The following is a 24896-nucleotide window of genomic DNA, read 5'->3' on the forward strand; positions in this document are numbered from 1 at the left end:
GAGCTATTTCAATGGCAAATCACGATTATATCAATTCAACACCACTGTGGACGGCGGTTATCACTCCCCTAAACTCAGACCTAACGATTGATCTTGACTCTCTAGAGTCGATTTTAAGAGAGCAAGAAGCTGCTGGAAACGGAATCCTTATTCTAGGATCAACTGGTGAGGCCTTAAATCTCAATCTTGAAGAAAGAAAAAATATCTTAAACTTCGTTATCGACCTTGAGTTAAAAGTTCCACTGATGTGTGGCGTTGGAGGCATTAACCTTGCTGAAACATGTGAGTGGGTTTCATACTTAGATGGACTTGAAATCGATGCCTATCTTATGGTGACTCCGCTTTATGCAAAACCTGGAGCTGAAGGCCAATATGAGTGGTTTAAGGCCCTTATGGACGTCTCAAATAAACCAGTTATGCTTTATAATGTTCCATCTCGTGCAGGGATCGAGTTGTCATTTGAGGCCGTGAAACGCCTAAATAAGCATAAACAATTTTGGGCCATCAAAGAAGCAAGTGGAAGTCCTGAGAAATTTGCAAAATATGTTGAGGCAGCTGGTGAGCAAGGCCGAGTATACAGTGGAGATGATGGAATGCTACCAGAATTTGCGCCTCTTGGTGCCAAAGGACTTGTTTCAGTCGCTTCAAATCCGTGGCCTGCCCAAACTCATGCATACACTATCGCTTGCTTAAGTGGCGAATTAAGTGAAGAAGAAACTAAAATGTGGGTCGAATCAAGCAATGCTATGTTCGTTGCCTCTAACCCTGTTCCTGCAAAATGGTTAATGAAAGAAAATAGACAAATTAAAGACGCAAGTCTTCGCCCGCCTCTTTCAATCAAAGATATGAAATTAGAAACAAATGTATTAAATGCAAATAAGAAAATAAATGAATGGAGAAAAGCATAATGACAATGACAGTAGATGAAATCCTTCTTGGACTTGAAAGTGGAACTCTAAGATCAGCTTCTAAAGTTGATGGTAAATGGGTTGCAAATACTGAAGTAAAACAAATGATCCTTGAGGTTTTTAAGGCCGGAAAAAATATTGAGCAATCTGAATTTGGTTGGCCAGGTTTTGTGGACAAGCACAATATTCCAGCACAAAAATTTACTGTAGACCGTGGTGTTCGCATGGTTCCAGGAGGATCAAGCGTACGTCGTGGTGCTTACGTTTCAAGTGGTGTAATTATCATGCCACCTGCATATATCAATATTGGTGCATACGTTGATGAAGGGACGATGGTTGACTCTCATGCTCTTGTAGGCTCTTGTGCTCAGATTGGAAAGAATGTACACCTTAGTGCTGGTGTGCAAATTGGTGGCGTTCTAGAGCCAATCGGACTTGCTCCAGTAATCATTGAAGACGATGCTTTTATTGGTGCGGGGGCCGTAATTGTTGAAGGTATTCAAGTATTAAAACGTGCTGTTATCGCCCCTGGAGTCATCCTATCTAAAGGTGTTCCGGTATATGACTGTGTCAATGAAAGAAGATTAGAACCAGGAGAGCCTATACCAGAAGGTGCTATCGTTGTTCCTGGAACAAGACCTGTTAACGAAAAACTTTCATGGGCAAGAGATATGGGACTTTCAATGAATTGTGCCATGATTGTAAAATACCGTGATGAAAAATCAGATGCCTCACTTGAGCTAGAAGCATTTTTAAGATAAGGCAAATATTGGAATGGAAAAAGTTTTAACGAAGTTAACAAAGAGATTAGACTCATCATTTTACTTTTATGATCTAGACGCCCTTGAAGAGCATCTCCGATATATTACAGATAATAAAGATGAGAGCATTAAACTTTACTATGCTTGTAAGGCAAACCCTTTGTCTTCGATTTTAAAACTTATCAGAAACCTTGGCATCGGCGTTGACGTTGCTTCCAAGGGAGAGCTTACACAAGTCGTGGCCAGTGGCGTGAAGTCTAGTGACATCATATCAACTGGCCCAAGTAAGTCACGAGGATACATCAGAACACTTCTAGAACATGAAATTAATTGTGTGGTTATAGAAAGTATCTATCAACTAAAATGGTTAAATGAACAGGCACGTGAGCTTGGAGTAAAGGCCCGCGCACTCTTAAGAGTACAATTAGAGTGGGATTCGCAAGAAAAATCAGTCCTAGGTGGTGATGAGATTACGGCCTTTGGCCTTGATGAGGCCACGTGGTCTACAATTAATCTATCAGAATACGAAAATATTGAGGCCATCGGATTTCACGTTTTTCAGTGGGGTAATATTCTTGATCCCAAAAGACTCGAAGAAGTCTGGGATAAGACATGTGAGCGCATCAATACCCTAGCAAACAAAATGAATATCAATCCTGAAGTCATTGATCTTGGCGGCGGACTTGGTATTCCCTATCAAAATCAAGACGAGAGAATTGATTTTAAAGATATCAATGCGGCACTTATGCGCTTAAAAGCTAAGCATAATTTAAAGAAAATTTGGATGGAGCTTGGACGTTTTGCCGTTGGCGAATGTGGGCTCTACTTAAGCCAAGTTATTGATCGTAAGAATGTTCGTGGCCAAGAGATCCTTGTTCTTGACGGAGGTATCAATCATATTGCGCGTCCTGCCCTTACTGATCAGGCCTTCCCTTGTCGTGTTTTAAACGAAGAAAAAAAATCACAAGAGACCAAACAATTTCATGTTCATGGCCCTTTGTGTACATCACTAGACAAGCTTGGTGTCTTTGAACTACCCAAAGATTGTGATTACGGAGACTGGCTAGTTTTCACTCAATGTGGTGCTTATGGTTTTACAGAAAGTATGCCATTTTTCTTATGTCATAATCTGCCAGCAGAAGTCGTCTCATATAAAGGGGACGTCATGATTCCTAGAACAATTAAAACAAGTGCTGACTGGGTTGAATAGCTCCACTCTTAAAGCGTGTTAAGAATTGGAATATTCTCTAGTTGAATATTTGGTGGTGCCATCTGTCTCAGCTGTGCAGGAGTAAGTCTTGGAACCCCACGGCCAGGACCAGTAGAGTCTTCAGAAGCACAATTGTCACCATCACACTTAGTGACAACATACTCGGCCTTGCCATCACTTAGTCCAGAAATACTTATTTCTGAATCAGCAAAGCTATCGCTCGTCACTAATTTAAAATCACCGTCGGCAACCTTACATTCTACAGAGACAATATAATCATAGTCATATGAAGATAGTTCATACTCTTTTGCACTCTCAAGTGATGAATTGAGAGTACTTACTTTTTCTTTACGATTTCCGTCTTCATCTTCTTCAAAGTATGTCTTTTTGATCTTACAGGCCTTAACCTTTTCATTTGTGAAAGTCACAGTAATGGCCGGTTTTGACCCATTAAAGTCAATTGAGAGATCAGCATCTACTTCATCTCCAGGAACATCTGTTTTGTCAGGTTCTGGATTTACTGTCGGAGTAGGCTCAACAACATCGGGCTCATGTACGACAACTTCTTGATTTGTATTAACTTCATCCACAACAGTATTAACCACTTCAGCAATAGCGGCCGATGCGTTTGATGTATGAACCGCACCTTGTGTCACACCAGGATTCCTTAAAATAGCAGGTGTAGTGGATCCAGTATTATTAGATGTAAGACGTGGGCCACTTAATTTTGGCGCGTTAACTTGATTCGTAATATCCCTATACTCACCTTCAATTGTGATTCCATCATTAACAGCATTCTTAGTATCACTTGCCGTTTTTGCGTCACTTGCTTTCTTATTAGCGGCCTTAATGAGTTCGATCTTATCATCAGTTCTTGCAACAGTGTGAGCAAGTTGTCTTGCACTATCAACAATACGCTGTCCTGTTGCTTTAATGATATTCCCTTTAGCTGGAACTGGAAGATTTGCTTGTGTTGGTGCTGGAAGCGCTAACACTTTTTCTCCTGCAATTGCACCTTGCGGAGTCCCATGCGGAGCACGAGCTGGTCTCGCGTTTAAAGCATTTGAAGTTGTTGAAGCAATCTGTGGAGCCGTAGGCTTCCCTGAACTTACGGCCTGTCTAAGGACTTCACGACGAGCAGTTGAGGCCGCGCTTGATCCACTGATTAACTTATCAACAAGAGAAGGATCTCTTGAAGTAACAAGATCAAGTAACCCCTGTGCTCTTTGTTCACCACCTTTGGCAACATCCTTACGATAGGCCAAAGCAAGTAAGTCCATATCACTTAAGCGCTCACCACGAGCAACCTTACTCTCAATATTTTGATAAGTTGTGGCCTTTTGAAGATCACTTAAACCAGAAAAGTCGTAGATTCTATCCTTAACATCATCAAGGCTACGTACAACACCATTCATCTGCGCAAGCTTAGTCTCTTTGAAAACAAAGTGTCTTTCCGCTCTCATGGCCTGACCTTGAGCAGTTTTTGCATCAGTTAAAATTTTAATATTATCAATATCAATTCCAAATTTTAGGACAACACCTTTATCAGTAACTGTGCCAAGTCCTGAATCAATTAAGGACTGATAATTATCAGAACCTTTATTGATTAATAAACCACTTCCATCTTCAAGAAGCTTTCCTTCTTTTAATGTTTCCATACGTTTTCCTAAGCGTGTATAGAAAACAACATTTGGGTTAGCGGCTTCGTCAAATCCATTTATATAGCTTCTTACCTCAGGAATAACCTTATCAGATAAGAATCTTGCATTAGATAACTTACCACCAGATTGATTTTCAAGTCTTCTCAGCATCGCTGGAACTTGCGATTGATTATCAACAACAGCAACTGCTTTACTAGTCGACGTTGGCGCAGGAAGGCCAAGGACTTTAGGAGGAGGTAGTGCTAAAACAGCTTCAGGCTTTGGTGCGTTAAGTGATGTTCTAGCGTTTAAAATACCAATAGGTGAAGGAGATACATTTTTCGTTGTCGTCGCAACCTGTGTTGCTTTAACTGTTTTAGTTACGGCCGCACCAGTAGTAGAACCAGCGCTTCGGCCAGCTCTTGTTGCACTTAAGGCCTCTGCACCATATCTTGCAACAGCAATACTATCAGTTGCAACACTAACGAGTGATAAACCTACTGCAATCTGACCACCAAGTTTTTGAGACTCAGCTGCTGCAATGGCCTCCATACTTTCTTCTGTTGAAGAGAGGCCAAGAGAGTGTTTTGTATCAGTTGTATCAAGCTGTTTATTAGCGTCATTAATTTCTCTTACACCAACGGCCGCCTCACCAACAATTAGTGCAGAACTTGCTGTAGCAAGTGCAATCCCGACTGGACTTCCGATCCCTGTAGCAACAAGGACACCTGATAGGGCCATCCCCGCCCCGGCCATCGTGACATTAGCAAGCTTCCATGTTTCATCATTTGAATAAATATCGCGCATTTGACTACATAAGAATGATGCCTGCATATCCTGAAGCCCAGGAATAACTCTATTATTTTTAAAAGCTTGTGCAACAAGATATGGCCTATACTTAAGAAGATCCTTTAGATCTTTATCCATATCGTCAATATCCTTAGAAGAAGAAGGAATTTTATCTTCTAGATCTTCTAAATCCTCAAGCATATTCTTACTGACTGTCTTATCAAGGTCCTCAAAGTCACTTGTAGAAATAGCACTTGCTGGCTTACTCGTCCCAAATAAAGGAGTTTTCTCAGCACAATCTTTTGCAAAGTCATTTGATGGAGCATGAAATTTTGAACGAAATTCTTTTGTTGCGTAATACTTTCTAAAATCTGGATTTTCATTCGAAAAATTCATCATATTAGAAATATAGCTATTCTGTTCAGAAGCAATAAAGTCTTTATAATTCTTAGAGCTTCTTACAGATGCACAATATGGGAGTGTCCCCATATAATAATTACCGGTCTGAGAAGACGTCACACATGGGAACTTTCTCTTAATTTTATCACATTGCTTATTAATACCATCAAGGAGGTCGTTAACCTTAGTTCTTAACTCTCCTTTATTTGTCTTTTTAATTTTACCTTCAGCAATGGCCTTCTTAAATTCATCTTTTGCACTATTAAGAATTCCTAGAAATGGCTCCTGTCCGAAATCTTGAGCCTCTTTAAGAATATCATCAATTGCACGATCTAAATTGGACTCACTTGCACCTTTAGACTTAAGCTTATGAAGAATATAATTCTTCATTGAAAGCTCACTACCGATTTTTAATCCATCATCTAAGAGAGACTTAATTGAAGAATGTTTTTTGATACGATCAAAGTCTTTTGATAGTGTATCTAACTCTGAACTACTTACGCTTTGAACAACTTGATCATTACTACAAGCAACTTGAACAAGAGTGTCACCAATATTGCGTGAACTCATAAAGAAAGTACCAAGCGTGTTATCTTCAGCTTCTGCACGGTAATCTTTTTCACATCGTGAAAGAATTCCAACACCCTTTGAAAGACCTAGGCCTATCCCTTTTTCAAGACCTTCTTGATTTTCTTTTGCCTTAGCTACAGAGTCCTTAATCTTAGCAATTCTCTCTTTTTGTGCGATACATGTTGCATCAGCAACATTATGACGACAAAACTCCTCGACTTCAGAGGCTAGCTTATCAAAGGCCTGCATTTTCTTTTCATCAGATAAAAGATCCTTAACAATTTGTGGCGTTGTGTATTCACTTGCTGAATTCTTACAAGCGCTCGTTCCAAAATTTGAGCTATTACTGCCCTTTTGGCGTGCGTTTACACAAGCACCTCGTCCATCTTGACCAGGGCCAAATAGTAAAGGATTACATCTAACTTTTAGGATTCGATTACCAAAGAAACTTTTTTCACAAGAGATCTTTCTTGGGATCTGACACTTGCCACTAACTAAAGTTGACTTATGTCCTGCAAGGAAACAATCACTCGACGCTGCATAAGCTTCATCAATTAAGAATTGAAACGTGTAACGATTCTTATACTTACGAGCATTTTCAATATTTTCGTGAAAATCGACAATGGAATTGTGGTAGTACTGTAGAGTAAGAAGATTCTTATACTCAGGCTTAGTTAAATCAAGAGTATAAACTCTTTGACTCGTTTTCGCGCTCGTAGTGGTAGATAGAACTACTGCTAGAACAAGAAAGGCTGAATATAAAAGTCGACTTATTTTTACCATCGCTACCTTATCGTCTGGGCATCTAAAATTACTTAATTATTATTTAAATTTTGATTAATTCAAACAACTTACGGGTTTTAATGTATAATTAAGAGGTTATCTGTCAAAATTCGAATATTTAGTGACTTATAAAAAAGGCACTAGGGAGTTGATCATGTCTAATTGGAACCTAGAAAAGAAAATTATTAATATCGATGAAACAAATCACGCCCAGTACCAACTTAATATCTATGACCTAGTTCCTGACAAGGTGGATGAAAGTGCTCCAACAATCTATATTCAAGCAAATGTTCACGGCGCAGAATTACAAGGAAATATGGCAATTTTTAAGCTTCTAAACTTATTAGAAGATGAACAGTTAAACGCAAGAATTCGAATGGTTCCAAATGCAAATCCTTATGCAACCTCGATTAAGATGGGAACCTATACCTATGGGCGCTTCAACCCTATTACAGGAGATAATTGGAATCGCATGTACCTCAACTTCTTTAATCAAAAAGAAGGACAAGGCCTAATTACAGAAGATGAAATTAAAGCATGTGAGAATAAGCAAGCGTATAAAAAGCTACTTAAGGCCAAGATTGCTGAATACAGAAGTTATCACAAGACCTACGGTATTGATGAAAATAAGAATCTCTTTATTAGCCTTCAAGAGCTAGCAAGTGATGCAGATATTGTTTTAGACCTTCATACTGCAGGTGTTGGCTGCCGCTATATCTATGGCCCTGACTTCTTAGAAGAGAAGATGGCAGAGTTAAATTTTCCATTTCACTTAGTTATTCCACCCGAGTTTGGTGGTGCAATGGATGAAGCAAGTTTCTATCCATGGGTAAAGTTTCATGAAGCTCACAAGAGTGAGAATACTTTTGAAGCTTATACTCTTGAATTAGGAAGTGAAGAAGTAATTGACTCTAAGGCCGGCCAAATTGATGCCATCAATATTTTTAACTATCTTGTTAAAAGAGGCGTCATCGATGCAGATGAGATCAACACAAAGAAGAATACACAGTATTTTTGTGAATTAAAAAATTATAAAGGATTCTTTTCTCCAAGTGCAGGCTTTATTGAGTACCACAAGGCACCTGGAGAGAAATTTAAAAAAGGTGAAAAGATTATGAGTGTCTATCACTTTGATAAGTTAGATAGCTTAGAAGAAGTTATCTCCCCTATCCTAGCACCTTGTGATGGAATCGTGATCAATCATGCCCCAAGTTCAAATGTGAAAAGGGGCATGAGTATCTTAGAAGCTTTTACGCAATTTACATTAAAGCAGTCTTAAGAACCTTAAAGACCGCTTTGAAGCGCGCGAATACGCTTATCTAAACTTGGATGTGAGCTAAAAAGCTCAGCAAATGATGGGCCACTAGAGATCTTGAATGCTGTAAGATTAGGATCTGAGTTATCAACCATTTTTGTACTTTGTTGCAGCTTTTGAAGGGCCGCAATCATCTTGTCACGCCCTGCAAGTTTCGCACTTCCAGCATCTGCTCTGTATTCACGAAAGCGTGAAAACCACATCGTGATCGGCATAGCAAGTAGGCCAAAAACAATGTCGAGAACAAAGACGAGTGCCATATGAGCAAAAGGCCCAAGTCCCGGTCCCTCTTCGTCATCAGAACGAAGAGCATTTGAAATCACCATGGCACCAATGCGTGATAAGATCATAACAAAAGCGTTAACAACACCTTGGACCAGTGCCATCGTCACCATATCACCATTAGCAATGTGAGCGACTTCGTGACCGATTACCCCCTCAGCTTCATCACGACTCATTGCATGAAGAAGTCCCGCAGAAACGGCAACCATTGAGTTATTGCGACTAGGTCCTGTGGCAAAGGCATTTACTTCATTTGAGTTATAAATATAAACATCTGGGTTTTTGATTCCACTTGCACGGGCATATTGGTGCACGGATTGAGCAACCCAACCGTAATTTGGATCGTTTGGAGAGATCTCTGTCATACGATAGGCCATCTTCGCCATAAACTTTGACAGGGCCAAAGAAATAAAAGATCCACCAAGTCCCCAAACGGCACAGATGATGATAAGGGAATTATAATTCATCCCCGCTTCCGTCATATAGCCACGGATTCCAAGTAGATTAAGCACAATACCGATCGTTGCAACAACAAGGATATTTGTTAGTAAAAATAAACCAATTCTTAGCATTTTAGATTAACTCCTAAAAAATAATATTCCCAACATGATAGAGAGTAATTCTAAATTTGGTCAATAAGATGAATTATTGTTTACAAAAATTTAACAATTCTTCTCAAGTGTTAAGAAAGTTTAAAGAAAATTAATAAATAACCGAGCAATTAATAAGGAACTGTTAACGATTTTCATTTAAAAGAGCAAAATGATCAACAATAAACACATTACAAAGAAAGAGATTTTATGGAATGCGATCATTTTTGCAGCAGTTATCTTTACGGCCATTGAGGCCCCTTTCTCATTTATTTTCCAAACCAAGATTCAAGGCTGGCAGCTAATTTGTGACTTCTTAGTTTCTACTCTATTTGTAAGTGACCTTATTTTAAGAATCCGTAAAAAAAGAGCACAGAATATGAGCTTCACATCAAAGGCCCATAAGAATAAGTGGTATGCTTTAATCGGAATCGACCTCATTGCATCGGTTCCATACGACATTCTAAGTTATGCCCTAGGCTTTCATGCCTTCACTTATTTTAGACTATTTCGTCTTGTACGTCTTGCACGACTATTTGAAATGGTTTCAAACCTCGCCTTTGTGCCAAAGATGATTAAATTCACAGCTGTTCTAACGCTCTTTATGGTTGCCGTTCACTGGATTAGTCTATGCTGGATTATGATCACTCCAATTGACCAATCACTAATACAAGATCGCGTCACTCACTATATTACGGCCATGTACTGGACAGTAACGACTCTTACGACAATTGGCTATGGTGATATTACTCCAACAACAAATGAAGGCCGCCTCTTTACAATGGTTATCATGATCCTAGGAGTCGGTGTCTACGGTTTTGTTATTGGTACAGTCAACAAGATGGTTCAAGATGGAGAACGCTACAAGCAGCAAAACAGAGAGAAGATGCATGACCTCGTGAGTTTTATGAAACATTATAATGTTCCAGAGCGTCTGCAACAAAATGTATATAGCTACTACAACCACCTTGTGACAAAGAGGCTTACAGAAAATGATAATAAGATCATTAATGAATTGCCTCAGGCCCTTCAAGGTGAGCTTACTGTTTATATGAATATTAAGCTCATCCGAAACCTTCCAATCTTTAAGACGCTAACGTCAAGTTGCTTAAAAGAAGTTGCTGGTGCACTTGAACAAAAATACTACGGCCCTGGCCAAACCATTATCAATATTGGTGAAACTGGTCATGAAATGTATCTTATTGGCCATGGTAGTGTTGAGGTTATCCTCAGTGATGGAAATGTTGTGGCCACCCTTCACGAAGGCCAATTTTTTGGCGAAAATGCCCTCCTGCACGACACTAAGAGAAACGCTAATGTGCGCGCTCTTGGTTATTGTGAACTCTATAGGCTTGATAAAGAACAATTTGCTGAGATCTCATCACGGCACAATGACCTTCTCGTAAGTATCACAAGTCTTACAACTCGTCGCTCCACTGATCGTTCAGAGCGTCACAGCCCAAGTGTGAAACGAGTTCAACAAAAGCTTAAGGAACAGGAAAAAAACGAACCAGAAGCGGCATAATCTGGGCCCGAGTACGCTTGTTGCCTTTTAATCACCCTCATTCTTTGTTAACATATCCTAATATTTTGGAGGAAACACAATGATGTTAGATAGTACAATTGCAAAGGAAGTTATCGACTACGCACTACTTCGCGGCGCTGACTTTGCAGAAATTTTTGTCGATCGCCAAACGTTTGAATCAATCAGCATTAAGAACTCTAATGTTGAAAATATTGAAAACGGTATTAACTTTGGAATTGGTATCCGCCTATTCTACGGTACAAAAGTTCTCTATGGTTACACAAACTCAACAAAGAAAGAAGAATTGCTAGATATTGTTTCTTCTCTAAGTGCAAAAGATCTTCGAGATCCGATTGTGACAGCGACGAATTTTAATTTCGAAAAGCCAATGCAAAATCACTTTGTCCAAAAAGGTCTTAAAAACAATATCTCCCTCGATCAAAAGATCCCTCTTCTTATGAAGATTGAAGAGATGACAAGAAAGGCCTCTGATAAAATTACACAAGTTCCTATCAACTCAGGTCTGCGCTTTCAAGAAATTGAAATTTTCAACTCAGAAGGTCTTCATGTAACTGATGAAAGAAATTATGTAAGACTATATGCTTCTTGTATTGCAAGTGATGGAACGATTCAAGATAGTGCTGGATACTCTCCTGGAGCGATGTCAGGTTGGGAATTTATTCAAGGTCAAGACCCAAAGTATATTTCTGAAAAGCTTGCTAGAGAAGTTTTAACAAAGCTTAAAGCAAAGCCATGTCCAGCAGGAAAGATGCCTGTTGTTATTGATAATGGTTTTGGTGGAGTAATCTTCCATGAAGCCTGTGGTCACCTTCTTGAGACGACTTCTGTTGCTAAGAAAGCTTCTGTCTTCTGGGACAAGATGGATCAAATGATTGCTTCAACTGTAGTTAGTGCTGTAGATGATGGAACAAACCAGAACTACTGGGGATCAATCAATATTGATGATGAAGGGATGAAGACACAAAAGACTCAACTTATTAAAGACGGAAAACTGACAAGTTTCATGGTTGATAAACTTGGCGCTATGAAAACGGGATTTGAGCGCACGGGTTCAGGACGTCGTGAAAACTATAAATACGCACCGACTTCACGTATGAGAAATACATATATTGAAGCAGGCAAGGATAAATTTGAAGATATGATCGCCTCAATTGATCACGGTATCTACTGTGCTCAAATGGGTGGTGGTTCAGTTAGTCCGGGAACAGGTGAATTTAACTTCTCAGTTATTGAAGGTTACGAAATTAAGAACGGAAAAATTGGTGATGCGGTTAAAGGTGCAACTCTAATTGGAACAGGCCCAGAAACACTTAAGCAAATCTCGATGGTTTCAGACAACCTTGATTTTGCGGCCGGTGTATGTGGTTCAGTATCTGGTGGTGTTAACACAACTGTAGGACAACCTGCCCTAAAAGTAGATGAAATTCTAGTGGGTGGAGGTAAGTAATGAGTAAGACAAAAACACAACTACAAAAAGATTATATTAACCGTACCCTTGACATGGCCAAGGATATGGGAATTGATAATGTCGATGTTATCATTTCTGGTTCTGAGTCATTTTCACTTAAGGCCGAGCAAGGCGAACTAAGTGAATACAAGAAGTCTAACACTGGTGCTCTAGGTGTTCGTGTCATTAAGGATCAAAGAGTCGGTCTAAGTTTCACAGAAGACTTAAGTGACGAAGCAATTCGCACAACACTTTACAATGCTTGTGAAAACTCAAAATTTTCTAAAGTTGATGAGTACCAAACAATTCAAGAAGGAATCATTCTTGATGATGCTAATCCAGCGGCAAATATCGAACATGCTCCTGATGCAAATGAGATGATTGAAAAGTCTCTTTATCTTGAATCAGAAGTAAGACGTCGTGATGAGAACTGTCAAAGTGCTCCTTATAATGGAATCGCAGAAGGGGTTTCTAATTTTGCAATTGGTAACTCAAAAGGTGTGCTTTGTACGCATCAATCAAAGGCATATACAGCATACACATCGGCCCTTGTAAAAAAAGGCGATAAAAATGCTATGCACTACTTCGCTGATACAAAGAGAGATTTTAGAGATCTTGATTACGATAAAGTAATTAATACTTCATTAGAAGTTGCCAATAACTTCATTAATGCTTCCCAGATTAAAACTGGTGACTATGACGTTAATTTTGAAATCGATTTATTTGATAATATTCTATCAAGTTTCATGCTTCTTTTTAGTGCACGTGCGGCCATTGATAAATCAAACCCATGGCGTGACAAACTAGGAGAAATCGTTGCAGACTCACGTCTAACATTTAAAGATGATCCTTTCTATGTTGGTGGTTATAGTGTTTGTCCATTTGACGGTGAAGGAAAGAAGAAACAGGTAAATACTTTACTAGAAAATGGTAAGCTTGCTCAATTCCTACATAATAGTGCCACAGCAAAAGAGCTAGGGCTTGAAAATAATTTCTGCGCAACTCGTGGAGCAAAGTCGTCTCTTGGAGCAACGACTTCAAACTTCATTATTGAGGCAGGGACAAACACTCAAGACGAATTTAACTCTCGTCGCTATGTCGAAATCCTAACGGCACAAGGACTTCACAGTGGAATTAGACCAATTAGTGGTGAGTTTTCACTGGGAGTTAGTGGACGTGTTTGGAATAACGGTGAAATCGAAGGTTATTTTAAAGACGTAACAGTAAGTGGAAACTTCTTTAAAATGCTAAGTGAAATCGAATTAATTGGAGATAAAATCGAATCTTCAAGTGATCACTCACTATTCACACCAAAGATTCTCTTTAAAGATCTAATGATTGCTGGTTCATAGGGTGCCATGCACTTTTGGTTTCGCATTTGCTAAATCAAAAGTGCTGCACCTTTTTAATTCCTATCCATTTTACCAAGTTTCTAAAAAATATAAGCTCTCATCTTATTTAGCGAGTGCGAAACCAAAAGTGCATGGCACCTACTTAAGCATTTTCGGAAAAGCTGTTTGCTGATAGCGCTGTGAGATCAGTTCAAATAGAGTCACTCCATCACGCTCCCATTCCTTGTCTTGTTTCTGGAATAGATTTTGTCTAGCACGTTTATCCTTAATATTTGAAATATAATTCTTTAGTTGCCCAGCTGTCATTTTCTGATCGCCAAGCATAACCATGGCACCATCATCCATATCAAATAGTCCATCAGTATCGTCTAAGTTATCAAATGATATAGCTGGTATAGCTCCATCAGCACCAAGACCGTCAGCTCCAGCGCGACCATTAAGCCCATCACCGCCAGAACCATCACCAATACCATTTCCACCGCGACCTTTTTTAGAGCTTGCAGATAGAGCATCAGGGTTAATCTCTCCTTGAGAGTAGCCTTCTCCAGAAAGACTTCCATCACCATTTTGGCCACCATTTGCCATACGACTTCTAATTCGAGAAGCAGCAGAGCTTCCGAGAGTCGAATTTAGGAAAGAATCAGTAAGTGAAGAAAGGTTTGCACTATGTTCAGCACTTCTTTTATCAGCGATACTTTGAAGAGAAGCAAATTCACCACTCTTGCCGCGTTTTGCAAGAGTATCCTTCATAAGTTGTGTATCGGTACGTCTTTTCGCATTTCGATCGAGTTGTTTTCTAATCCCTTTACTCAGACGTGAAATTGCAGAGTTCGTTGAATTCCCCCCAGTTTCTAATTTTCCACTTATTGTTGAATCGAGGGTTTTCTTACCATTTAAAGCATCTTGAAAGTTAGAGCCAGCAGTGCTGAAACCACTTAGCCAATTGGTAAACTGACCAAATCCATTACTAAGCTGAACATCAGGTATCCCACGGTGAGTCTGCTTACGCTCGACATTTGTGGACGCATTAATTCCGTCATTTACTGTATGATAGAAGTTGTGCATTTTTAGCGCATAGGCCGCTGTCCCAGATAAGTTTGCTAGAGTTTGTCCCATAAAGTTATTAAGCTTTGCTATAAGCATTTCAAAATATGGGATCAGACCAGGTGTAATATAATAATCGAGTCGACTCACTTTCGGAGCATAGAAGTGGTAACGATAAGCATATTGGGCAAATTCATCGGCCATTCTTTTTCGATCTTCAGTTTCTTTTTCATCACCGTTATCTTCTGAAACAAGAGTTGATAGAAAATAACCTCTGGCATGATCGCGGTAGAAATTTGTGATGCGATCATTAAAGATATAGTAGTTATGAATATCGTGTTTTCCTGCATTAAAAGGAATCTTCGTACGAGAAGAGTAATTCGTCGAATACAGACTCGACATATCTGGTAAGAAAGGGTCAAGAAGCTTTAGAGCAACACTTCCCTCTTTTTTAGCATAAGTATTTCGCGTACAGGCCCCTGCTGCTAACTCTTTATTACAGACGTCGTTATTTTGGGAGTGGAAGCTCATACATTTAATCTTGTATTTACGGCCAACAGGTACGCGAGCAATTTTCCAAGTGGAGCTTGTTCTTGGCCCACAAATATTTTCCGGCCCTCTTTCGGGATCGAGATCAACGTCGTAGTCACTACCAAAGAGAATCCCTCCAGTTGTAATATTGACGAGATTTCCAATAAGGCTATTCTTATGAAGTCCAAAGAATTTCATTAGCTTCATAATCCAACAAACTGGATAAAGACACTTCTTGCCAAGTGTGTACCTCTTTCCATTGTATTTAATATAATTCCAATTATATTCCTTAAGCCACTGAACTGTGTATTCAAAAAGCGCTGTACCTGCACTAATATTTTGTAATGTTGCATCTTCGATGGCCTTGATCTTCATAAGGGCCATATCACGTAGAAAGAGCGTAAAGTCCATACCATGGCCTTTTGCTGTCTCCTTTCTCGCATCCGTAAATTTTACTTTTCCATCTTGCACAAATTCTGCGTAACGAGAAGATTTTGTACACTCACCACTTCCGATACAAGCAGTAACCTGGTCAAGGGTTTGAACAAAGTAGTCTTCTTCACGGTCTTTTAAAGAATAACCATCATTTTTAACAACCGCCTTTCCAAGCGAGTTTTTTTCGATCGCGGACTCTCCACCAAGAGACTCTACTTCTTGCTTTTCTTTATCCGTAATTGTCTTCATATAGTCTTTATCAGAAACTTTCTTACAATTACCACCTGTTTCATCACAGACTTCTTTTTCATTATTTAGAACATAAGTGTCATACTTACCAAGGCCATTACAATTTGCGATATAGCTGGCCTCAACATCTGGCTGTAGCCAATCCTCAGGACTCATTGGCCCGACTGTATCAACACAACGGCACATCATCTCAAGTGATCTCTTCTTTAAAACTGAATAAAGTTTAAATTGCGAGTGCTTATACTTAATGGCCTCAAAGCGAACAACGTCACGAATATTGTAACGTCCAGCACCTGACTTAGGGTCATGTCCATCAAATCCCTCAAGGAATTTATCATCATCTTTCATATAGTAATTTACAATACTATTGCGATCCTTAGGAGAAAGCTTTCCATTGTAGAATAGGTGCAGAAAGATTTTCTTTTCGTTCTTAGGAAGGTCTTCAATATAATTAGTAATTTCTTTAAGTGCTTCCTCACCAACAGAGTAATCAAACTCATCCCATAACGGTCTTCCACGGCCAACAATAGACGGATCAAAGCGAGAGAAGTTAAAGCCACGCATAGAATTTGTTTGTACATTCCAATTATAAGGCTGATTATCAGTCCCAGTATAAGATCCACTTGCTGCTTTATAGGTATTATATTGTGATTTGATGTGAAAGAAGTCACCTTCATCTTTCCCACCAGTTGTATAGTCCATTGCATACATCATCATCATAACTTCAAAGTAGTCATTTGATTGTGCTGATAGAAAGTCACCAAATAGATTAACTCGACAAGACTTCATATCTGAAATATAGACATCTTCAAATAACGGAGAAGCGTCTTGGTGTCCATTATAAAGAGTATAATCAGGATCAGTTGTTTCTTTTCCTGTCATCATAGAAATATAATTCGCCTCAACAACACCATCATTAATTGTAATTTTAGCATTATCCACACATTGCTTAACTAATCTCAAACGAGTGCTATGATCAGTTCCTAAGGGAGCGCCTTTATTTGCACATGAAGTAATTGCATTTCGATATGGGGCCGCAAACTTATTAAACGCATCATCAGAATTTTGTGGATGTTTTGGGTTGGCCAGCGTTTCTTTTCTAAAATTATCAATTAATTTCGTGGCCTCATTCATTTTACTACCAACAGCTTGCTGGTGAGAGTACTCTGTTGAGATACCTGCATAAAGTTCTTCAAAACATGTCTTACGTGGATAACGAGTCGGTCCATCGTTATCATAAACTCTTACTTGCTTTGAAGAACAAGAGCTATATTTATTTTCAATACTACTCATATAAGTAGCGACACGAGAACTTGAAACTTGATTGTCTGAAAGTTGGCCTTCAAGCTTTGACTTAAGGGCCGTTACCTTGGCCTCAATTTCAGATGAATCACCAGCTCGTGTATATGCATGCGCACTTGGAATGATTAATTCAAGTAGTGATGAAAAAGTTGGAAGAATAGGAGCACAAACACCATTAGAGTTTTTGAAAAGTGATTCACAACACTCTCCACCCTTATCTGGTCTTTGTCCCATTCCAAAACAGCTCGAACACTTATAATTTGCACGACAGATCTTTCTTCTTTTATCGCAAGAGTTTGAACAACACTCACTATCTTTTGAACAAGAGTCCTTTTCAATACTACAAGTGTTGATATTAGTTAGGCGTCTCATTTTCTTACATGAGCCTACTTCACACATATCAGTTTCTGGCGAGCAGGCCTGATTTGCTTTTTTTGCAACTAAACATTTCTCATAATAATTCTTATCTTTAGAGTATAGTGGCAGGCCACAGATTAGCCCTTTGTGACATTGGTTCGTTGCTGAATAACAGGCTTCTCCCCTTTTAAGATATTTCTTTTCTGAGTATAGGAGTTGGGCCATCAATAGAGGCCTAGAATTGACTGAAGTCTTGTTGAGCTTATTAACAATTACTTTTACGTACTCATCACTTGATGCCTCAAGATTTTTCTTGATATAGGCATCTATGGCCTTGGCATCTACTTTTGAAGATTTTCCAACAACGGCCACAAGATTTTGGGACTCTGCTTTTATGAACGCATCAGTTTCATTTGCAGCATATGAGTGCATATTAAACAGAGTGGCAAAAGTGATTAATATTATGAGACGAAACATATTTCCCTCTTAATTTTCTTAAGATTAAATTTATATATATTTTATCGGAATAATGAGTAAATTACTCAAGCAGAATATAAATATTGAATTTCAGGTTGCTAAAATGAAATATCAAATACTTACGTGTGCCAAGAAAATGCCACACGTAAGTGTAATATTAGGTAGTTAGGATTTATTTTACTTTTGCAATTGCCTCATCAATCATGGCCTTGCGAGCTGCTGCATCTCTCCAGCGCTCTTGAGCATCAGGTGCTAATTTATGAATTGGATCGAAGTAAGTAAATAACTTATCTGGCTTCACATATGGAGCACGCCATACTGAGATTCCATTTTCTTGATCATAGTATTCATAAGAAGCAACGTGGCGCTTACCACCTCCGCCTGGAAGATCACAAACAAATGTTGGCGTGTTAAATCCTGCAGTCGTTCCACGAACGGCCTTTTCAAGTTCTTCACCCTCACCAAGAGTTGTTCTAAAGTGCTCACAGCCTGGAACCATATCGTGCATATAAACATAGTATGGTTGGATATTCATATACCCAAGCTTACGAGTTAAAAGAACCATTGTATCAACATGGTTATTTACACCTTCTTGCAGAACCGCTTGGTTACGAACAAGAATCCCTTCACTGAAAAGACGCTCCATGGCCATTTGTGACCACTTCGTAATTTCAAGTGGTGAAGAAAAGTGAGTATGAATCATCATCTGCTTACCAAAGCCTTTGGCAAGATTATTAACCTTAATAAGGGCATCCATCCACGCATCATCAGTAAGAATCTTTTGTGGAAAAATTGCAATCCCTTTCGTCGCGTAACGGATACGACGAATATGAGGGATTTTTAAAAGGTTTTCACCGATATATTGAATCTGCTTAGGGTTAAGCATGAATGCGTCCCCACCAGAGATAACAACATCTTCAACCTTTGGATGTGCAGCAAGATAAGCAAACACATTATCCCAATGCTTTTGGTTTGCACCGTAAGATTCTTTTTCAACAGTTTCAGTTGAACCACCAATTACACGAGAGCGTGTACAATAAGCACAGTAAACTGGACAAATTGTAAGTGGAAGAAAAAGAACTTTATCAGGGTAGCGGTGAGTTAGCATTGGCACTGGTGAATCGACATCTTCACTAAGAGAGTCGGCCATATGCATAGGGTGGTCTTCTAAGAACTGAGAGCCAATTGGTAAGAATTGCTTACGTAGTGGACAGTTGACAGGATCATCCCAATTGATAAGTGCAAAAACATATGGAGTGATTCTGATATTCATTGGAGTAATATGTTGACCTTGTTGTAGGTCTTCAAAGAACTCTTTTGAGATTTTATCACCAAGAACTTTTTTAACTTGGTCAATTTTTCGAATGGAATTCTTCAGCTGCCATAGGTGGTCTGAGAACTCACCTCTTGTCACATTTGCCCATGCTGGGATCTGTTTCCAAAAGTCATCATTTCTAAAATTTCTGTGCTCAAGATCTGGTATCTTCATGTGATCTTGAGTGTGATCAGTTGATAGATCAGTCGTCGTCATAAAATAATCCTTGAATGTAATTTTACATATTATATCCCAAAATATTCCTTTTTAGGAAACGCTAAACGTGTCATTATTAAGATATGGAAAAACCTAATTTAGATTATACCTCAGATATTTTAGATAATGTCACTCGACATATTTCATGCGAGAACGTCAAATCTTTTCTCTTCGCACAAGGCTATTATCACGGCAAAGACCGTTTGATGCAAATGGAGATGTTGCGTCTAATTGCTCAAGGACGCCTCTGTGAGTGCATCAAGGACAGTGAAGAGACTTTTGCCATTGATAAATATATGCGAGAGCTGGGAATTAACCACTTTGCCAAAGAAGAAATTCAAAATATCGATGAAGAGACAAATACGTTATTAACACACTACGTAGATGGAATTAATAAGGCCATAGGTGAAGGCCACCCATTTGAATTTAAGATTCTTGGTCACAGACCTAGTGAATGGCGTATCAGTGATACTATTCTAACAATTAAGGCCATGAGCTTTCTAGGACTTGCTCAAGGACAACAGGATTTAGAAAAACTTATTATTCAATTGTTACAAAATGCCCAGAGATTAAACGACAAGAATGATCAAGATACTCAAGTTGAGCGAATTAAATCACTTGCAAAAGGTGCTCTTGATACAATTACTGATAGTGAAATTAATCTTATCAGCAAGGTCAAAGTTTATAACCCTCTAATTCCTGAAAGCTATAAATTTTTGAAGAATATCCCAAAGATTCAGGCCTCAAATAATTGGGTGTCAAATATGAAGGGAGAGGCCATTCACGCCTGCGATCCACACTTAGAGTGTAATCGCCTACCGGCCATTTGGTATGAGATGAAGGCCAATATCAAAAATGTTGGAAACTTCTTTGGTATCTCGATGCCAGGTGTTCCAGGCTTTGTTATGGGTAGAAGTGATGACACAGCTTTCTCATTCACTTATGGCTTCATGGATATGGTGGACCACTTTATTGAAGAAGTCCGTGATAATAAGTATCGCTTTGAATCGAATCTCTTTGATTTTAAAGTAAGACGAGACCTCATCAAAAGAAAGAAGAAAGAAGATGTCGAACTCTATATTCGAGAAACTCATGCAGGTTTTCTTGAAGTCGATAGTGAAAATAAAAATATCATCGATGGCCACTACCTATCGATGGCATGGTCATGTCGAAAAAGAGGTGGTGCAAAGACCTTAAAGGCCATCATGGATCTTCTGTATGCTAAGAGCGTTGATGATCTTTTCGGTTGTGTTTCAAACGTTGCCATCAGCTGTAACTGGCTACTATCAGACTCTAGCGGAAATATCGCCTACCATCAATCAGGGGTACTACCAAAAAGGGCCCACTCTGGCCTATATCCTGTTGAAGGCTTTTTTAAGCAAAATATATGGCAAGGCTATTACGAAGGCCACCAACTTTATCACTTTAAAAATCCTGATATTAAAATTATTGCAACGGCCAATAATCGTATTCAAAATGAGCAATTTCCAACAGCAATCAATGCCCCAATGGCCTCATACCGCAAGGATAGAATTGAAGAGCTCTTAATTGGTAATAAAGAGCACTCTGTTGAAATGTTTAAAACGATGCAATCAGATACCTTCTCTCGTCAAGCAGATCTCTATATTAATGTTTTTCATAGTGTTTTTGAAAAGAATGAAATTGGAAAACGTCTTCTAGAGTGGAAGCGACATTATGATGTCGATAATCGTGATGCTACAATCTTTGAATACTTCTACCGCAGCTTACTAAAAAGCTTCTTTAGTGATCACTTACTCGGCGAGCAAGTGACGACATATTGTATGGATGAAACTTCGATCATTGCTGATTTCTACGGTTTATTTGATCGAATTTTCCTCACGAATGATATTGACCATATTTGGTTTAAAGATAGCAAAGAAAAAGAGCGCTATATCGAAGCCGCCCTAAATAAGTGCCTTGTTGAGGCACCAAAGAATATGCGCTGGGGAGATAAGAATCGTTATAAGATGAAGCATATCTTATTTGATGGTAAGCTTCCCCTCTTTTTAGGCTTTGATATTGATAATGTCGAAATTCCAGGTAATCGCTCGACAATCACTCAAGGTGCAGTCTATGAGGCCCACGGTAGAACGACATCATTTGTTCCATCTTGGAAAATGGTCACAGATCACTCATCCCCAGATGTCTATACCGTTTTACCTGGAGGACTCAGTGACCGCAGGTTTTCAAATAACTACAAAAGTGATGTAAGTAACTGGATTAATAACCGTTATCGCCATAATGTTATCACTAATGGTAAGTGACTAACCTATTGATACTTGGTCTGTAAGCTTTACAGGCCAAGCTCCCCTGTCCCAATAAATTTGATATAAAGAGAGAATGAAAACTCTATTTGTATCAATTCTAATTGCCACATCTTTGCCTTTTTCCATCATGGCCAAAGAATATCAAAGCTCAGACTTTCAAAAGTCAGCAGCTTCATTTGATAAACAATTACAAGATGCCCTAATGGATTTTGTTTTCGCAACTAAAGACATATCTTATCAAACAACATTTACTCCGCGCTATATTGTTCGTTATCACGAAAGAGTAGAGTTAATAAATGAATTCGAAAAACTTGATTACCTTCTTCACTCACATGATGAGGCACTGGAGAAGATAACTTATCATATAAGAAAGAAGAATAATGCCAAGGCCTTAGAGTTAATTCGAATTCGTACGGCCAAATATAAAGCAATGCTATCCCTCATGAATTATATGATGATGTCTGGAGAGAATTTTATTTCTGTCTTCTCTGATGACTTTGAGGACATTGATTATTACTCAAAGCATTTCGAAAAAGATTTCAAAGAAACAAAACGACAGTTAAACGATTCAAATCGTTCTCATAATCAAGGTGGCCGTGATCATATGGACCCTCCGTATAATCGCTATAACCTGCGTTTTATTAAGGCCCCGACAATTACAGATTTTTATAATCTTGATAGTGAAATCACGAAGCTTGCAGGAAATGACAAGGACCTAAAGGCCCTTGTTGAAGATATTAAAGATGACATTGATGAATCACGCCAAGAGCTAACGTCTTTTAAAAGCTTACTAAAAGAAACAAGCTGGAATGCTGGCCGCTACAATATTCTCTATAATATAAAAGAATTTATTCTGAAGAGCTTTAGCTATGTTGCCCTTCCTATCAAGCATGCTATTAAAGTAGATGAACTTAAGAAGGTATCTGAAAGAGAGTTTGAGCCTGGAGACATTGGTGCTATCCAACGCTATGGAAAGTTATCTAATCTCGTCTTCAAAGGTAATTGGACCCATGGCCTTATGTTTATTGGCAAGTATTCTAAGTTTAATAATTACTTCAAAGATGATGTTGAGACAAATGAAGTCTTTGCAAAGCGCTGTAGCGATGAACTAATGAAATGCCATGACTATATGTCGTATCTTAGAGAGAGATATCCTGAGTCTATGGATGAATATGAAAAGAGCGAAAAAGAGGGCAGGCCTTATGTTACACTTGAAGGGCTAAAACCAGGTGTTGTCTTTATGGAACTTGGCCCATCAATGGCATGGGATAATCTTGTTATTCTACGCCCTAACCTATCAAAGAAAGACAAAGCACTTGCCTTAGAGCGTACATTTAAAAGTATTGGCAAAAAATATGATTATTCATTTAATGGTAACTCGTACTCAAGATTCGTCTGTACTGAGCTTATCCAATACTCTTATGAAACAAATCCAAATGAAAATAAGAACGGTATCGAATGGGATGTTAACCTAGTAATGGGTAAACCTGCGATGTATGGATTTGATCTTGTCCAAACCTTCATCAATCAAGTTGAAGATCCGCAACGTGAGAAGCAATTAAGTCTAGTGGTTTATATGAAAGGACTTAATAAGAAAGAACTAAATGAGAAAAATAAAAGGCCTGAATTTGGAACGGCCAAAAGAGGATCAATTCAAGAATTAAAAGATACATTATAAAAGAAGAAGGCCGCTAATTTAGCGGCCTTTTTATTAATTACTTTGAAATAACAAAGTTTGAAGGAAGTGGAAGAACTGAACCTTTGATATAGATTGGTCTCTTTGATCCTTTCTCTAAACGAGGTGATTCCATATCAAGTACCTCACTCTTGGCAGCTGCAATTGCATGATCAACAGATGCTGAAAGAGATAAAATTGCTGCACGATGGGCACGCTCAGAGTTAACAACACCTGATGTCTTAACCTTACCTGCTAGGAACGATTTCACATCAACTGTTTCCATGATAATTCTCTTAACTTCAAGAGGTGTTAGTTCAGGATTAATATCAAATACCTTACCAGCAACACCTGCTACATATGGAGCAGCTTGTGAAGTACCAGAAACCTTAATGTACTTATTTCCAGGAGCACTTGAAAGAATCCCTACGCCAGGAGCTGCAACGTCAACCATCTTCTCACCGTAGTTAGAGAATGGAGCGAGTTGATCATAGTCAATTGTTGCAGCAACTGAAATCTCATTATCACCTTGGATATTTGTTGGTGATGTTGGAAAAATATCATTATTAAGGCCATCATTACCAGCAGCAAATACGAAAAGAGTATTTGGAGCAGCCTCAAGCATTGACTGAGAGTTCTTAACAAGAGCACCTAAAAAGTACTTCGCATACTTATCTACTGTTTCAGGATTTGGTTCTTTCTTAGAGAAAGTTTTCATTACTGTTTCTACAATCATCTTTGCTTGAGGGTAACCTGTACCAAAAGATCCATTGGCAACACGTGCACCATGATCTGCTACATAGTAAGCAATTTCATTGAAAGTCGAAGTTTGAGCTTTTGCAAGCTGATCAATCCCTGCCTTAATTAGTTTTTCAACAAAGCCACCAAGGAAAGAATTTACAGCAATTTTTTGTCCAGGAAGTTTAACTTCTGTTGGAATAAGTTTAACTGCAAGAATCTTTGCATCATCAGACTTCTGGGCCGAAATACCTGCAACGTGAGTCCCGTGCATAAAGTTTCCATAGACAGTCATTCTTTTAATGAAGTCTTGGTCTTGAATAATTTCTCTCATCCAAGTTAATTCTTCTTGTGTAATTGTTCCACGCATCGACTTTTCTTGAAGCTCAAAGAACTTAACCATATCGTCATTTAATGTGCCGAGATATTTATAGTCGATAACTTGGTTATTGCTTTCAGCAAAGTTCCATCCATAAACATCATCTTGATAACCATTACGATCTTCATCACGGTCATTTCCAGGAATCTCAAGTTGATTGATCCATGCTTTAGGAGCGATTTGCTCGTGCATCATATCAGTACCAGAATCAATAATTGCGATTGTTGCAGCACTTGTTGCACTAGATAGGAGTGCCACTGCTAATATATTTGCTAATATTTTCAAAATTTCCTCCAAT

General features: G+C 38.7%; 14 protein-coding genes. 9 read left to right on the forward strand and 5 right to left on the reverse strand.

Annotation, left to right across the window (positions count from 1 at the left end):
- The first annotated feature begins 11 nt into the window (after positions 1 to 11).
- From dapA to ABMA76_RS15295, 3 genes are read left to right on the forward strand one after another with little or no spacing between them, the layout of a single operon-like run.
- Positions 12 to 908, forward strand: coding sequence for a 4-hydroxy-tetrahydrodipicolinate synthase (gene dapA / locus ABMA76_RS15285; protein ID WP_392908475.1), 897 nt, complete (start codon positions 12 to 14; stop codon positions 906 to 908).
- A gap of 5 nt (positions 909 to 913) precedes the next feature.
- Positions 914 to 1669, forward strand: coding sequence for a 2,3,4,5-tetrahydropyridine-2,6-dicarboxylate N-succinyltransferase (locus tag ABMA76_RS15290; protein ID WP_392908610.1), 756 nt, complete (start codon positions 914 to 916; stop codon positions 1667 to 1669).
- 13 nt (positions 1670 to 1682) lie between these two features.
- Entirely contained in the window at positions 1683 to 2879 is a 1197-nt protein-coding gene (locus ABMA76_RS15295) for a PLP-dependent decarboxylase (RefSeq protein ID WP_392908478.1), read from the forward strand.
- Positions 2880 to 2887: 8 nt separating this feature from the next.
- Here the strand turns inward: ABMA76_RS15295 and ABMA76_RS15300 are convergent, their stop codons facing one another.
- A complete protein-coding gene (locus ABMA76_RS15300; protein WP_392908480.1) occupies positions 2888 to 7060 on the reverse strand; it encodes a hypothetical protein in 4173 nt (1390 codons plus the stop codon).
- Positions 7061 to 7214: 154 nt separating this feature from the next.
- Between ABMA76_RS15300 and ABMA76_RS15305 the strand changes: the two genes are divergently transcribed.
- A complete protein-coding gene (locus ABMA76_RS15305) occupies positions 7215 to 8339 on the forward strand; it encodes a succinylglutamate desuccinylase/aspartoacylase family protein (RefSeq protein ID WP_392908482.1) in 1125 nt (374 codons plus the stop codon).
- 5 nt (positions 8340 to 8344) lie between these two features.
- Here the strand turns inward: ABMA76_RS15305 and htpX are convergent, their stop codons facing one another.
- On the reverse strand, positions 8345 to 9229 hold the full coding sequence (gene htpX / locus ABMA76_RS15310; RefSeq protein ID WP_392908484.1) for a protease HtpX: 885 nt from the start codon (positions 9227 to 9229) through the stop codon (positions 8345 to 8347).
- Positions 9230 to 9419: 190 nt separating this feature from the next.
- Between htpX and ABMA76_RS15315 the strand changes: the two genes are divergently transcribed.
- From ABMA76_RS15315 to ABMA76_RS15325, 3 genes are all read left to right on the forward strand, one after another.
- Complete coding sequence (locus ABMA76_RS15315) at positions 9420 to 10772, forward strand: cyclic nucleotide-binding domain-containing protein (RefSeq protein ID WP_392908486.1); 1353 nt, start codon at positions 9420 to 9422, stop codon at positions 10770 to 10772.
- A gap of 82 nt (positions 10773 to 10854) precedes the next feature.
- Complete coding sequence (locus ABMA76_RS15320) at positions 10855 to 12240, forward strand: TldD/PmbA family protein (RefSeq protein ID WP_392908612.1); 1386 nt, start codon at positions 10855 to 10857, stop codon at positions 12238 to 12240.
- Positions 12240 to 13592: a TldD/PmbA family protein gene (locus ABMA76_RS15325; RefSeq protein ID WP_392908488.1), complete on the forward strand. Its 1353-nt coding sequence runs from the start codon at positions 12240 to 12242 to the stop codon at positions 13590 to 13592. Before ABMA76_RS15320 ends, ABMA76_RS15325 begins: the two co-directional genes overlap by 1 nt.
- Before the next feature lie 138 nt (positions 13593 to 13730).
- On the opposite strand, the gene ABMA76_RS15330 is transcribed toward ABMA76_RS15325, so the two are convergent.
- Together ABMA76_RS15330 and ABMA76_RS15335 are read right to left on the reverse strand one after the other, a co-directional pair.
- Positions 13731 to 17987 carry a hypothetical protein gene (locus ABMA76_RS15330; protein WP_393062077.1) on the reverse strand — a complete coding sequence of 1419 codons (4257 nt, stop codon included), beginning with the start codon at positions 17985 to 17987 and terminating at the stop codon, positions 13731 to 13733.
- Between the two features lie 172 nt (positions 17988 to 18159).
- Positions 18160 to 19518, reverse strand: a complete 1359-nt coding sequence (locus ABMA76_RS15335; RefSeq protein ID WP_393062079.1) for a KamA family radical SAM protein — start codon at positions 19516 to 19518, stop codon at positions 18160 to 18162.
- Positions 19519 to 19601: 83 nt separating this feature from the next.
- On the opposite strand from ABMA76_RS15335, the gene ABMA76_RS15340 reads away from it, so the two are divergent.
- Both ABMA76_RS15340 and ABMA76_RS15345 read left to right on the forward strand, forming a co-directional pair.
- Positions 19602 to 21803: a penicillin acylase family protein gene (locus tag ABMA76_RS15340; RefSeq protein WP_393062081.1), complete on the forward strand. Its 2202-nt coding sequence runs from the start codon at positions 19602 to 19604 to the stop codon at positions 21801 to 21803.
- Positions 21804 to 21879: 76 nt separating this feature from the next.
- Complete coding sequence (locus ABMA76_RS15345) at positions 21880 to 23484, forward strand: hypothetical protein (RefSeq protein ID WP_392908496.1); 1605 nt, start codon at positions 21880 to 21882, stop codon at positions 23482 to 23484.
- 37 nt (positions 23485 to 23521) lie between these two features.
- Here the strand turns inward: ABMA76_RS15345 and ABMA76_RS15350 are convergent, their stop codons facing one another.
- Complete coding sequence (locus tag ABMA76_RS15350; protein ID WP_392908498.1) at positions 23522 to 24883, reverse strand: S8 family serine peptidase; 1362 nt, start codon at positions 24881 to 24883, stop codon at positions 23522 to 23524.
- Positions 24884 to 24896: the final 13 nt, after the last annotated feature.

This window comes from Halobacteriovorax sp. ZH5_bin.2 (assembly GCF_043196375.1).
Taxonomy (GTDB): Bacteria; Bdellovibrionota; Bacteriovoracia; order Bacteriovoracales; family Bacteriovoracaceae; genus Halobacteriovorax_A.

Bases quoted from the DNA above. Each gene is read 5' to 3' on its own strand.
- ABMA76_RS15345 (WP_392908496.1), top strand. From the start codon at position 21,880: ATGAAAACTCTATTTGTATCAATTCTAATTGCCACATCTTTGCCTTTT.
- htpX (WP_392908484.1), bottom strand. From the start codon at position 9,229: ATGCTAAGAATTGGTTTATTTTTACTAACAAATATCCTTGTTGTTGCA.
- ABMA76_RS15330 (WP_393062077.1), bottom strand. From the start codon at position 17,987: ATGTTTCGTCTCATAATATTAATCACTTTTGCCACTCTGTTTAATATG.
- ABMA76_RS15295 (WP_392908478.1), top strand. From the start codon at position 1,683: ATGGAAAAAGTTTTAACGAAGTTAACAAAGAGATTAGACTCATCATTT.
- ABMA76_RS15300 (WP_392908480.1), bottom strand. From the start codon at position 7,060: ATGGTAAAAATAAGTCGACTTTTATATTCAGCCTTTCTTGTTCTAGCA.
- ABMA76_RS15315 (WP_392908486.1), top strand. From the start codon at position 9,420: ATGATCAACAATAAACACATTACAAAGAAAGAGATTTTATGGAATGCG.
- ABMA76_RS15335 (WP_393062079.1), bottom strand. From the start codon at position 19,518: ATGACGACGACTGATCTATCAACTGATCACACTCAAGATCACATGAAG.
- ABMA76_RS15320 (WP_392908612.1), top strand. From the start codon at position 10,855: ATGTTAGATAGTACAATTGCAAAGGAAGTTATCGACTACGCACTACTT.
- ABMA76_RS15340 (WP_393062081.1), top strand. From the start codon at position 19,602: ATGGAAAAACCTAATTTAGATTATACCTCAGATATTTTAGATAATGTC.
- ABMA76_RS15290 (WP_392908610.1), top strand. From the start codon at position 914: ATGACAGTAGATGAAATCCTTCTTGGACTTGAAAGTGGAACTCTAAGA.
- dapA (WP_392908475.1), top strand. From the start codon at position 12: ATGGCAAATCACGATTATATCAATTCAACACCACTGTGGACGGCGGTT.
- ABMA76_RS15325 (WP_392908488.1), top strand. From the start codon at position 12,240: ATGAGTAAGACAAAAACACAACTACAAAAAGATTATATTAACCGTACC.
- ABMA76_RS15305 (WP_392908482.1), top strand. From the start codon at position 7,215: ATGTCTAATTGGAACCTAGAAAAGAAAATTATTAATATCGATGAAACA.